We start from the raw sequence: 11,969 nt of genomic DNA on the forward strand, positions 1-11,969 counted from the left end.
AACGGGGGCTGCCATGGTGCTGAAGGGTATGCTGCTGGCATTACTGATGGTCGCGGCCCCGTGGGCGACTGCCGGCGATAGCCAACCTGACCAGGTTCACCTGGTCAGCGAGGAGTGGGCCGACTACACCAACGCAGATGGCACCGGTGTGGCCTGGGACGTGATGCGTAAGGTGTTCCAGCCCGCAGGGATCGAGGTCGTGCCGCAGAGTGCGCCCTACAGCCGTGCCATTGGCCTGGTCAAACGTGGCGAGGCTGATGCCTGGGTCGGCTCCTACAAGAACGAAAGTGAAGACAACCTCTACCCTCGCTGGCATTTCGACGTCGACCATGTCTACGCCCTCGGGCTTGCCAGCAAGCCGGCCCCCACACTGGCAACCATAGGCGACTATCGCCTGGCCTGGGTGCGTGGCTATGCCTATGGCAAATACTTGCCCCGCGTGCGGGAGTACCGTGAAATCCAGCGGCGCGAAGGCATTCTGCCCATGCTTGAGCATGACCGGGTGGACTTCTATGTCGACGCCATGACCGAAGTGGACTACGTCATTGGGCAAAGCTCGCAACCTGATCGATTCCGGCGTACCCACGTGGTCGAGCTGCCCATGTACCTGGCGTTCGCCCGCAGTGAACGGGGTGAGGCACTGCGTGATGTGTTCGACAAACGCATGGCCGAACTGGTGCGCAGCGGCGAACTCAGGCCGATATTCGAGCGTTGGAAACAGCCTTATCCTTTCGATACCAGCGCCAAGCCGTAGCGCGTTGCGTATAACCGCACCTGCCACGCATCGAGGTTTTCGATAATAACCGGCGGTATACTGCCGGAGCACTGCTCGTAAGCTGCTGATACAATCGGTCCATTGAAATTCCCACTTATCCCAGGAGCACAACGTGCCCGTCGTCTTTGTTGCAGCCTCTAAACTCCCGACGCCTTTCGCGACTTTCACCATGCACGGCTTTCTGGATGAAGCCACCGGCCGCGAGCACGTGGTGCTCAGCCTGGGTGATATCGCCGATGGGCAGCCGGTATTGGGGCGCCTGCATTCCGAGTGCCTGACCGGCGACGCCTTGTTCAGTCAACGCTGTGATTGCGGGTCGCAACTCGAAGCTGCCCTCCAGGCGATCGCCCGAGAAGGCCGTGGCGTGCTGCTTTACCTGCGCCAGGAAGGCCGTGGCATTGGCCTGCTGAACAAGATCCGCGCCTATGAACTGCAGGACGGCGGGGCGGACACGGTCGAAGCCAATGAGCGCCTCGGGTTTGCCGCCGACCAACGCGACTACGCCATCTGCCTGCCAATGCTAGAGCACCTGGGAGTCAAGGCGTTGCGCTTGATGACCAACAACCCGCGCAAGGTCAAGGCCCTGACCGACATGGATATCGTGGTGGCCGAGCGTGTGCCGCTGCATACCGGGCACAACCCGCACAACAGCCATTACCTGGCGACCAAGGCCGGCAAGCTGGGCCATATGCTGGGCAACGAACACCAGGGCGAGGTGCCCCAGGCGTGACCCGTGCCGAGGTCAAGCGGCGTCTTGCCCTGGCCTGGTGGCAATACCTGGCGGTGGGCCTCGTGCCGCTGCCGGTCATGGCCTGGGCCTTTGGCGGTGGCGAGGCGATGATTCCCATGTTGGCCATGCCGCTGTTCATCGCTGGCGCAGCCACATTGTTTCTCACCTTGCCGCGCTTCGGGGCCTGGCCATGACCTATGCCTGCTTCCCCGCCTGGGTAGCCGCGGTGTCGGTGCTGGTAGGGCTGGAGACCGTCCCGCAGGTGCTGCTGGCCTTGTCCACCGTGGTGTTGCTGTACCTGTACCGCCTGCCGCCTCAGCTCGGCTGATGCGCCGGCTCATTGCGGGGCTGGCGCTTCTGGCCTGTAGCCTGGCGAGCGCTGGGCCAGTGCGCGTCGTCAGCCTGGCGCCGTCGATGACGGACATCATGCTCGAACTTCAGGCAGGCGATCTGCTGGTGGGGGTGCTCGATGGGGGGGAACGGCCCCCTGCGCTGCGAGCGCTCCCCTCGGTGGGGCGCTATGGCCAGCTGGATATGGAGCGCTTGCTCAGTCTGCGCCCTGATCTGCTCTTGCTGTGGCCGGGCAGCGTACCCCCTGCGCAGCGCGACCAGCTCAAGCGTCTAGGCATCCCTACTTTCAGCGCAGAGCCCCGCGGCATCGAACAGTTGATTGGCCAGATCGAAGAAATTGCCGAGCACGTGGGCCGCGCTGATCAAGGGCGCCGCTACGCTCACGCCTTGCGGGCACGATTGAAGGCACTGCGCCAGCAATACCACCGTGACAGGCCTCTGCAGGTCTTCTACCAAGTCTGGGATCACCCTTTGTACACCCTGGGTGGGCAACAAGTGATCAGCGATGCGCTCGCCGTCTGTGGTGCGCGGAATGTCTTTTCGGATTTGAACCCGGCAGCGCCACAGGTGAGCGTGGAGTCGGTCATCGCCCGCGACCCCGACATCATCCTGGCCGCAGATGTGCAACAGTTGGCCAGCTGGAAGGCCTGGCCGATGCTGCGCGCGGTGGCGCAGGACGGCTTGCTGGTGGTACCGGACAACGGCATCGAGCGCCCCAGTGGGCAGATGATCGAAGCGACGGCTCGCCTGTGCGAACTGCTAGCTGCTAGAGCGCCGGTGTCCAGGTCACGCTGAACAACAACGTGCGCCCTTCTTCCCGATAGGCGTGGGGGTTGCCCTCGTAGCTGTACAGGGCGCGGCTGTAGCCACGGTCGAACAGGTTGTCCAGCTTCGCCTCCACCGTCAGCGCCTTGGTGGCTGCCCAACTGCCGCGCAGCCCCAGTAGCCCGTACCCACCCAAACGGCTGCGGTTGCCTTCATCGTCGTAGCTGCTGCTGACGGCTTGCACACTGGCACCGACGCCGAAGGGACCCACACGGCGGTCCAGATCCAGGCTCAGGGTGCGGCGTGCCCGTCGGGCCAATGTATGGCCACTGTCGCGGTCTCGGGGGTCGATCATCGCCAGGCCCAGCTGGCTGCTCCAGTCGCCCCACTGCTGGGCCAGGGCCAGCTCTACACCGTCGACGCGCGCCGAGGCCACGTTGCGGGGAATAGCATCCTGGCCGAACACGATCGCATCGCGCAGGTCGGTGCGGTACAAGGAAGCCTCCAGGCGGGTGTCGGAAGACAGCTGGCTGCGCCACTGCACTTCATGGGTTCTAGAATGCTCGGGGTCCAGGTCAGGGTTGCTGAACTGCGGGTAGTACAGGTCGTTGAACGTAGGTGCCCGGAAACCTTCGCTATAGGACAGCACTACATCATTGCGATCATCCAGCGCAACGGTCACGCTGCCACTCCAGGTGGTATGGGTGCCGAATTGCTCGTTGCGGTCCTGGCGTACGCCCACTTCAGTGGAAAACAGCGTGCCTTGGTAGCGGTGCTGAAGAAACACCGCCCGGTTCCAACGGCTGTCCTTTTCGAAGTCGGTACTGGCGTGCACCCGGTCCTGATACCAGTCGGCACCGGCGAGCAGGCTGTGCCGGTCGTCCAGCGCCAAGTCGTTCTGCCACGTCATCTGGTCGCGGTAGGTGTTGAACACAAAGCGTTCACTGCTCAACATGTCGCGCTTGTCGTCACGGTTTTCGCTGTGCGCTACCTCCAGCCGCGTGTGCCAGTTGTCGTTGGGCTGGGCGTCGAGGTAACTGCCCAGGCTGGCGATACTGAAGTCGGTGTAAGGCTGCTGGCCGACGCTTTCGTAGGTGACAGGGTCGAAGCCGCCGAATGGGTTGTCGTATTGACTGCGGCCCTGACTGTGCAGCAGGTTCATGCCGACTTCCACGCGCTCGCCGAGCGTCTGGCTCAGGCTGAAGTTGAGCGATTTGTTACGGTAAGCGTCATGGTCGGCGTCGCTGCCGAACGACGGTCCTGTTGAATCGATGCCTGCCGTTTCGTCCAGGCTTGCGCCCAGGTTGAAGCGCGTTGAGCCGTCGGCGCCCGACACACCCAGGCTGCGCTGGAAGGTTTTTCGGCTACCGGCGGCCAGACGCACACGCGGGTGCAGGCCATCTCCGACGCTGCGCCGGGTGAACACCTGGATGACCCCGCCAATGGCATCGCTGCCATACACCGCCGACCGGGAGCCGCGAAGCACTTCGACACGCTCGATCTGGTCGACGTTGAGAAACTGCAGGCCGCTGTCGCCTGAGGTCGCGTTGGCGATGCGTACACCATCGACCAACACCAGCGTTTGCGCAGTCTTCGTGCCGCGAATGAAAAGGCCTGGCAAGCTGCCGCGTCCGCCGGTCGGTGCCACCTGCACGCCCGGCACGCGGCTGAGCAGGTCCATGACGCTGCTCGGCTGCAGGCGGTCGATATCGGTCCGGGTGAACACGGTGTTCGCAGCACTGGTGGCGGTGCGCGACTCTACCTGGCGGCTGGCGCTGATGAGCACATCAGGCAGTTTAAGGGCTTCGTCGCGTTCGGACGCCAGCAGGGGCAGAGGAAGGCAAAGCAGGGTGGCGAGGGTCGGGTTTTTCACGGGCGGTACACGTCTGCGAAGTCTGCGCACTCCAACACGACGGGGCCCAGCGGAGAAAGGCCCTTGCCCTCAGAGTCGCCATGAACGAAGAAAAAGCCGGCAATCACCGACCTCGTTGGGTAAATGAATGCCGGCTCGTTTGGCTGAGCAACAGGGCTGCAGCGCAGCCCTGCACATCAAAGCCCCAGCTTGACCATGCGGGCTTTGACGCTCGCTTCGATGCCCGCTGCATCCAGCCCGCACTCTGCCAGCATCTGCGCAGGCTTGGCGTGTTCGACATAGAGGTCCGGCAAGCCCAGGTGCAGCAACGGCTTGACCACCGCCTCCCTGGCCAGGCACTCGCCTACGGCAGCACCGGCACCGCCCATGATGGCGTTCTCCTCGATGGTCACCAGCAGTTCGTGGCTACCTGCCATTTCCAGCACTAGGGATTCATCCAGAGGCTTGACGAAGCGCATGTCGACGACCGTGGCATTGATCTGTTCGGCCACTTGCAGGGCTTCGGCCAACTGTACGCCAAAGACCAACAGTGCGACCTTTTCACCCCGGCGACGCACCACGCCCTTGCCAATCTCCAGCGGTTCCAACCCCTCGTCGACAGCCGCGCCAGGGCCAGTACCGCGCGGATAGCGCACGGCAGCCGGGCCGTTGTACAGGTGGCCGGTGCTGAGCATTCTGCGCAGCTCGCTTTCGTCGCTGGGCGTCATCACCAGCATGCCAGGGATGCAGCGCAGGTAGGACAGGTCATAGCTGCCGGCATGGGTCGGGCCGTCTTCACCCACCAGGCCGGCGCGGTCGATGGCGAACAGCACGTCCAGGTTCTGCACGGCCACGTCATGAATCAACTGGTCGTAGGCCCTCTGCAGGAAGGTCGAGTAGATAGCCACCACCGGCTTGCTACCTTCGCAAGCCATGCCCGCCGCGAGGGTGACGGCATGCTGTTCGGCAATCGCCACGTCGAAGTAGCGTTCAGGGTAGCGCTCGCTGAACGCCACCAGGTCGGAGCCTTCCTTCATGGCCGGCGTGATGCCGACAAGGCGATCGTCGGCAGCGGCCATGTCGCAGAGCCACTGGCCGAACACGGCGGAATACTTCGGTCCGCTGGCCAGTTTCGGCGCAACCGGCTTGCCCACGGGCTCGAGCTTGGTGATGGCGTGGTAGCCGATCGGGTCGATCTCGGCCGGGGCGAACCCCTTGCCCTTTTTGGTCACCACGTGCAGGAACTGCGGACCCTTGAGGTCGCGCATGTTGCGCAGGGTGGCGATCATCGTGGGCAGGTCGTGACCATCGATGGGGCCGATGTAGTTCCAGCCCAGCTCTTCGAACAGGGTGCCGGGGACCAGCATGCCCTTGGCATACTCTTCGGTACGCCGCGCTATTTCCCACGCACCTGGCAGGCGCGACAGCACTTTCTTGCTGCCTTCGCGCATGCTGGTGTAGGTGCGGCTGGAGAGGATCTTGGCCAGGTAGTTGGACAAGCCTCCCACATTGCGCGAAATCGACATGTCGTTGTCGTTGAGGATCACCAGCATATCGGCGTTGACTTCCTGGGCGTGGTTCAACGCCTCGAAGGCCATGCCCGCCGTGAGTGCGCCGTCGCCGATGACCGCAATGGACTTGCGAGCGCTGTTTTGCAGGCGCGCCGCAATGGCCATGCCCAGTGCCGCGCTGATCGATGTGCTGGAGTGACCGACGCCGAAGGTGTCGTACACGCTTTCGCTGCGGCGCGGGAAGGCGGCTACGCCGTCTTTCTGGCGCAGGCTGAGCATGCGGTTGCGGCGCCCGGTCAGAATCTTGTGCGGGTAGGCCTGGTGACCCACGTCCCATACCAGCCGGTCATCGGGGGTATCGAAGACGTAGTGCAGGGCGATGGTCAGCTCGATGACGCCCAGGCCGGCACCGAAGTGCCCACCGGTCTGGCCCACGGTATACAGAAGCTCCTGGCGCAACTCGTCGGCCAGGGTCTCCAGGTCGGCTTCGGCCAGGCGGCGCAAGCCATCTGGCGTGTCAGCGCGGTCGAGCAGCGGCGTGACCGGGCGTTCGCGGGGGATCTCTTGAAACGTCGTGGGCATCAGGCGAGTCGTTATAGGTGTATTAAGACGCGGCAGTTTACCCCATTGTAGGAAAAGCTGCCCATTCAGACGGGTGACGCGCGGGCGGCTTCGCAGCCATCGCGCGGTACTCACCAGGTCAGTTGCGGCGTTCGACGATATAGCGCGCCAGGGCTCGCAGTGGTTCGGCCTTTTCGTCGAACCTTTCCAATGCGACCAGTGCCTGGTCGCGCAGTTCGATCGCGTAGGCCTTGGCCGCCTCCATGCCCAGCAGGGCAGGGTAAGTCGGCTTGTCGCGGGCGATGTCGGCGCCCTGGCGTTTACCCAGTGTAGCCGTATCGCTTTCCACATCCAGGATGTCGTCCTGAACCTGGAAGGCCAGGCCAATGGCCTGCGCATACACCTGCAAGGCATCGAGCTGCGTCTGGTCGGCACGGGCACTGGCCAGCCCACCCAGGCGGACACTGGCTTCGATCAGGGCACCGGTCTTGTGCCGGTGCATGAACGCCAAGGCCTGCTGGTCCAGCTTCATGCCCACCGAACCCAGGTCGATGGCTTGCCCGCCCACCATGCCAGCGGGACCGGCGGCCGTGGCCAGGGCCTGCACCATGGCCAGGCGAAGTGCGTCGGTCTGAGGGCTCAGGTGGGGGTCGAGCAATGCGTTGAAGGCCAGGCTTTGCAGGCCGTCACCGGCCAGAATGGCGCAGGCCTCGTCGAACGCCTTGTGTGTGGTCGGCTGGCCGCGACGCAGGTCGTCGTCGTCCATGGCCGGCAAGTCGTCATGGACCAGCGAGTAAGCGTGAATGAGCTCGACTGCGCAAGCGGCGCCGTTGGCGTGCTCCGCCGGAGCGCCCAAGGCCTCGCAGGCCGCATAGACGAGCAGCGGGCGTACGCGCTTGCCGCCGTTCATCACGCTGTAGCGCATGGCGGCATACAGGCGCTCGAGTTCGGGAGTGGGGGCGATGAACAACGGCTCGAGTGCGCCATCGACACGGGCCTGGCAGGCGGACTGATAGGCACCGATCATGCCTCGGGTTCCACGTCGAAGGGTTGGGCGGTCAGTTCGCCATCGCGCTCCAGCAGCACCTGCACCTTCTGTTCGGCCTGAGCCAGGGCGCCTTGGCAATCACGCGTCAGGGCAATGCCTTGTTCGAAAGCGGCAAGTGAGTCCTCCAGGGACAACTCGCCGTTCTCCAGGCGCTCGACCAGTGCCTGCAACTCGGCAAGGGATTGCTCGAAATCAAGGGAAGCTTTTTTGCGGGCCATGGCGGCAGTCTCGGCGGTAGTCTGAACGCCGCGACACTAGCAGAGCAGGGCGGGGTGAGCAAACCGCCATTGGCACGGCAGCGCCGGGTTGGCGCCGCCGTCCAGGCCTTGGATGGCCAGGTCGATCAGATCGCCGGAGCCGTTTGCGCCTGCAGCGCCAGGCGATACTGCGCCAACTCATCGATGGTCAGCGTGGGCAGGTTGTACTGGCGCGCATAGACGGCCACTTCCTCGCCGCGAGCCATCGTGCCATCAGGGTTCATCAATTCGCACAAGACCGCTGCCGGCCGCAGCCCGGCCAGGCGCGCCAGGTCAACCGACCCTTCGGTGTGGCCGCGACGCGTGAGCACACCGCCATTGCGCGCGCGCAGCGGAAAAACATGCCCAGGGCTGACAATATGCCGTTGCTCGGCCGAAGAGCGCAGTGCAGCGGCGATCGTGGTGACCCGGTCCTGGGCGCTTACGCCAGTGGTGATGCCCTCGGCAGCTTCGATGGTGACCGTGAACCCGGTGCCGTGGCGGGCCTGGTTGTTCTGGACCATGGGTGCCAGTTGCAGCTCATCGACCGTTGCCTCGTCCAGGCACAGGCAGACGATGCCGCTGCAATCGCGGATCATCATGGCCATGGTCTGCAACGAAATGTTCTCGGCAGCGGCGATGATGTCCGCTTCATCTTCACGGTCGTCATCGTCAAGCAGCAGCACGGGGCGGCCGGCCTTGAACGCGGCGATGGCGGCAGTGACATTGGGAAAGTGCACAGGGTGCAAAGTAGACATGAAACGCTCCTCGTAAGTGATCGATGAACGTCTCGGGGCGAGCAAAATGCGTGCGCAGGGGTGCCCATGGGGCCCCTGCCTGACGCCTTCTTTCATCCGGACTATGACCGTCGGCCCTGGAGTCTCACCAGGTCTGCTGACCTCCGGCACAGCCGGAGCGCTCGCGGGCTCATCTTTCGATTTACCGCCGGTGGGGACTTTCACCCCGCCCTGAAGACCGGGCAAGCATACCGCACCCGGTGCCTGGGTTGGCAACCCGCCGTCATGATCGGGGCCGCTGTCAGCGGCTGGACGAGGTGCCCTGCGGTGCTGCTTTGCTCAGGCTATCGATCAGCCAGTGCAGCGATGCCGGAAGCATCGGCCCATGCCCGAGGCCGTCGAACTGCTTGAAGGACACCTGCACGCCGTTGACCTGGGCCAGGCTGGCGGCGAGGCTCCGTGCCGTCTGATCGGCGTGGGGCTGGGCCGGTTCGCGGGGGCTGGCCGGCTCCAGTACGCCGCGCATCAACAGCACGCGTGGCTGGGCATCCCCCAACTGCGACGGCAGGCCTGCCGCTTCGTGCAGGATCGCGCCGTCGTGCCACCACAACGAGGGGCTGGCCGCCGCATAGACGGCGAATGACTTGGGACGGGTGAAGAGGGCATGAAGCACGGCCAGGCCACCATAGGAGTGTCCCCACAGGGTCTGCTGCCGGGGATCGATGCTCACCAGCGCTGCCAGCCTCGGGCGCATGCGCGTCTCCAGCAGGTCGAGAAACGTATCCACCCCGCCGCTGGGCTGCCCGGTGAGAGGGTCGCGCTGCTCGGTCTTTCCGGCAATCGCCGGCGTGTAGTCGTAGGTTCGGCTGGCTCTGTCGATGCGCTGGTGGGTCTGGTAACCCACGGCGACCAGTACGGGGGCCTGGCCGGCGGCCAAGGCGTCGAGGCGTTGCCGGTCCAGGGCGCCCAGGGCTGCGTTGCCGTCCAGCATCCATAACACCGGGTAGCCGGTTGCGGGGGCGGCGCGCTTGGGCAGCCCTACCCATAGTCGGTAATGACGCGCGCCGTCTGCCGAGTCAAGGTCCAGTTGGGTGAATCGGTAGGCCAGGTCCTTGCGTGCCAGCAGCGTCGTATTCATCGGCTGGTCATGCTCAGGCTGGGCCGTGGCGGCACCGGTCACAAGGGCCAGCGCAAACGCCAGGCCCCGGATCATTCTGTTCATCAGGCATCTCTTCACGGCATTGCAGGCACTGCAACTCAAGCAGCCAGATGATAGTCAGCCTCCAACACGCGTAAAGCGCCTTAACTTTCTAAACCGTTGGCGCTGGCCGGCAGGGTCAGGTGCAGGTGCAAGCCTGGGTGAGCATTGCAGGCCCAGAGTCGGCCACCCTGCAATTGCACGGCGCGCCGGGCGATGGCCAGGCCCAGTCCAAAGCCTGCGCCGCTGGCGCTCAGCCGCTGGTAGGGTTGAAAGATACGCTCAAGCGCTGCCTCGGGCACGCCGGGGCCTTGATCGCGCACGCACAAGTGCCAATGCGCGCCTTCGCGCCAGCCCTCCAGGCAGACGGTTCCATCGGGCGGAGAGTGTCGGATGGCGTTTCGCAGCAGGTTCTCCAGCGCCTGGGCCACGCTGTCCAGGTGCACCTGGACCACGCAGTCCTGCCCGAGCGTGCATGGCAGGCGCGCGAGGCTCCAGCCACTTTCGAAGCAGATGTCCTGGCACAGCGCCTCCCACAGCGATGTCATCAGGACCGGCTCGGTGGCCAGGACGGGCTGTTCGGTGTCCATCCAGGCCAGGTCGAGGGTGTCTTCCAGCAGTTTCTGCATATGGCTGGTTTCATAATCCATGCGCGCGCGTAGCTGGGCGGCAGGCAAGTTGCTGTCATGGGCAATACGCAGGCGTGCCAGCGGCGTGCGCAATTCGTGGGACAGTGTGCGCAATAGCAGCCGCTGCTGTTCCAGGCTCTGGCGCAAGCGATTGGCCATGTGATCGAAGGCCTGCGCCAGCTCGCCCAGCTCATCGCGCCGGTCTTGCAGGGGCAGGCCTGGGCTGTCCAGGTCATTGGCCCGCAGCGCGTCGGCGCGGTCACGCAGGCGGTTCAACGGGGCGACAAGGTGACGGTACAGTGCCAGCCCCATCAGCAGGGCCAGCAACGCCGGCGCCACGCCGTGGGTGACCAGGTGAGTCCAGGGTGTCAGCCCGGTGGGCAGTAGCCGCTCGGGCAGTTGCATGACCAGGCGCCCGTGTTCGGGGTGGCGCGGGAAGGCAATGCTGACGTAAGGCAGTTCGCCTTGCAGGCGGCGGCTCATGGGCCAGTTCAGCTTGCGCATGAAGGTCAGGTGACCTGCCTCCTCGGCTGTGAGCGGTGTGGTGCCCAGGCTTTGCAGGTAAGGGCCGACGACCGCTGCCCAGGTGTCCTCGGTCATTTGCACCTGCTTGCGCCAGGTCTCGACGCCCATGGCTCCCCCTTGCTCCCAGGCGAGCTCGGCCTGCCGGGCATAGCGCGCCAGGTAGTCCTGGTCGGCCTGGGCCAGGAAATAGGTGCTGCGCTCCACCGTCAGGCCCCAGGTCCAGATCAACCAGGTGAGCAGCAGGCAGAAGCTGACCTGCAGCAGGGCCAGCTTCCACAGCAGCGGATGTCGCCGCATCAGGCCGGGCTCTGCACGACCAGGACATAGCCCTGGCCACGCACAGCCTGGATGAGCAGATGCTGTATGCCGATGTCCGCCAGCTTGCGGCGCACGTTGCACACATGCACATCCAGGCCTCGATCCAGGCGCGTGTAGCCACGGTGCAGGACGGTCTGGTACAGGAAAGGCTTGCTCAGCGGCTCCCCGGCATGGGCGTGCAGGGTGATCAACAAGCGGAACTCCGAGCCAGTCAACCCAGCCGGCAGGCCGTTATGCATGACATCCTGTGCAGTGTGATCAAATACGGGCTCATCAGTACGCGTCGCCACGGGCGGCGTGCTGTGGAAGGCGACCCGACGCAACAGTGCATCGACCCGTGCATCCAGTTCCGCCAGACTGAAGGGCTTGGGCAGGTAATCGTCGGCACCCCGGGTAAATCCGGTGATGCGGTCCTGCTCGGCACCCAATGCCGACATGAGAATCACCGGTACTGCCTGCTTGCGCCGCAGTGCATCGAGCAGGCTCAGCCCGTCGAGACCTGGCAGCATGATATCCAGCAGCGCCAGGTCGAATACGCATCGGTGGGCATCGGCCAGCGCCGCGTCGCCCGTCGCGCATGCGTGTACCTCGAAGCCACGGTCGATGAAATGGCGGTAAAGGTCGTGGCGTAAGCGTGGGTCGTCTTCGACCAGCAGCAGGGAGGTGGGCACGGCGAGCCTTGAATGAGAATTTATATCAGTTGCAAATCATCCCACCGGACTCGACCCTAGGC

Annotated in this window: 11 protein-coding genes, 1 pseudogene and 1 riboswitch; of the genes and pseudogenes, 4 read left to right on the plus strand and 8 right to left on the minus strand. The window is 64.5% G+C overall.

All coding sequences use genetic code 11. The annotated features are described in order from the left end of the window. Positions 1-13 precede the first annotated feature (13 nt). From FS777_RS15545 to FS777_RS15560, 4 genes and pseudogenes are all read left to right on the plus strand, one after another. Entirely contained in the window at positions 14-754 is a 741-nt protein-coding gene (locus FS777_RS15545) for an ABC transporter substrate-binding protein (RefSeq protein WP_058603974.1), read from the plus strand. 133 nt (positions 755-887) lie between these two features. Then, the gene (gene ribA / locus FS777_RS15550; protein ID WP_023534989.1) at positions 888-1,505 is read left to right on the plus strand and encodes a GTP cyclohydrolase II; all 618 of its coding nucleotides are present in this window, start codon (positions 888-890) and stop codon (positions 1,503-1,505) included. Then, a pseudogene (locus FS777_RS15555) lies at positions 1,502-1,833 on the plus strand (MFS transporter). The gene ribA and the pseudogene FS777_RS15555 overlap by 4 nt, the downstream one beginning before the upstream one ends. After that, entirely contained in the window at positions 1,833-2,651 is an 819-nt protein-coding gene (locus FS777_RS15560; RefSeq protein ID WP_058638668.1) for a cobalamin-binding protein, read from the plus strand. The pseudogene FS777_RS15555 and the gene FS777_RS15560 overlap by 1 nt, the downstream one beginning before the upstream one ends. Here the strand turns inward: FS777_RS15560 and FS777_RS15565 are convergent. The 8 genes from FS777_RS15565 to FS777_RS15600 all read right to left on the minus strand — a co-directional run bounded on the left by FS777_RS15565 (position 2,623) and on the right by FS777_RS15600 (position 11,907). Beyond that, positions 2,623-4,494 carry a TonB-dependent receptor domain-containing protein gene (locus FS777_RS15565; RefSeq protein ID WP_058638667.1) on the minus strand — a complete coding sequence of 624 codons (1,872 nt, stop codon included), beginning with the start codon at positions 4,492-4,494 and terminating at the stop codon, positions 2,623-2,625. The genes FS777_RS15560 and FS777_RS15565 overlap by 29 nt on opposite strands. A gap of 176 nt (positions 4,495-4,670) precedes the next feature. After that, complete coding sequence (gene dxs / locus FS777_RS15570) at positions 4,671-6,566, minus strand: 1-deoxy-D-xylulose-5-phosphate synthase (RefSeq protein WP_078479187.1); 1,896 nt, start codon at positions 6,564-6,566, stop codon at positions 4,671-4,673. 118 nt (positions 6,567-6,684) lie between these two features. Further along, positions 6,685-7,572 (minus strand): (2E,6E)-farnesyl diphosphate synthase, encoded by an 888-nt coding sequence (ispA, locus tag FS777_RS15575; RefSeq protein WP_058638665.1) that lies wholly within the window; start codon positions 7,570-7,572, stop codon positions 6,685-6,687. After that, positions 7,569-7,811 (minus strand): exodeoxyribonuclease VII small subunit, encoded by a 243-nt coding sequence (locus FS777_RS15580; protein ID WP_023534977.1) that lies wholly within the window; start codon positions 7,809-7,811, stop codon positions 7,569-7,571. The genes ispA and FS777_RS15580 overlap by 4 nt, the downstream gene beginning before the upstream one ends. Positions 7,812-7,936: 125 nt before the next feature. Further along, positions 7,937-8,587: a 3,4-dihydroxy-2-butanone-4-phosphate synthase gene (gene ribB, locus FS777_RS15585; RefSeq protein WP_058638664.1), complete on the minus strand. Its 651-nt coding sequence runs from the start codon at positions 8,585-8,587 to the stop codon at positions 7,937-7,939. 80 nt (positions 8,588-8,667) lie between these two features. Further along, a riboswitch (FMN riboswitch) is annotated at positions 8,668-8,809 on the minus strand. Between the two features lie 58 nt (positions 8,810-8,867). Continuing rightward, on the minus strand, positions 8,868-9,788 hold the full coding sequence (locus FS777_RS15590) for an alpha/beta hydrolase (protein ID WP_145256272.1): 921 nt from the start codon (positions 9,786-9,788) through the stop codon (positions 8,868-8,870). Positions 9,789-9,868: 80 nt separating this feature from the next. Further along, a complete protein-coding gene (locus tag FS777_RS15595) occupies positions 9,869-11,215 on the minus strand; it encodes a sensor histidine kinase (RefSeq protein WP_058638662.1) in 1,347 nt (448 codons plus the stop codon). After that, positions 11,215-11,907, minus strand: coding sequence for a response regulator transcription factor (locus tag FS777_RS15600; protein WP_058638661.1), 693 nt, complete (start codon positions 11,905-11,907; stop codon positions 11,215-11,217). Before FS777_RS15600 ends, FS777_RS15595 begins: the two co-directional genes overlap by 1 nt. Positions 11,908-11,969: the final 62 nt, after the last annotated feature.

This window comes from Pseudomonas sp. DE0157 (assembly GCF_007678615.1).
GTDB lineage: Bacteria > Pseudomonadota > Gammaproteobacteria > Pseudomonadales > Pseudomonadaceae > Aquipseudomonas > Aquipseudomonas parafulva_B.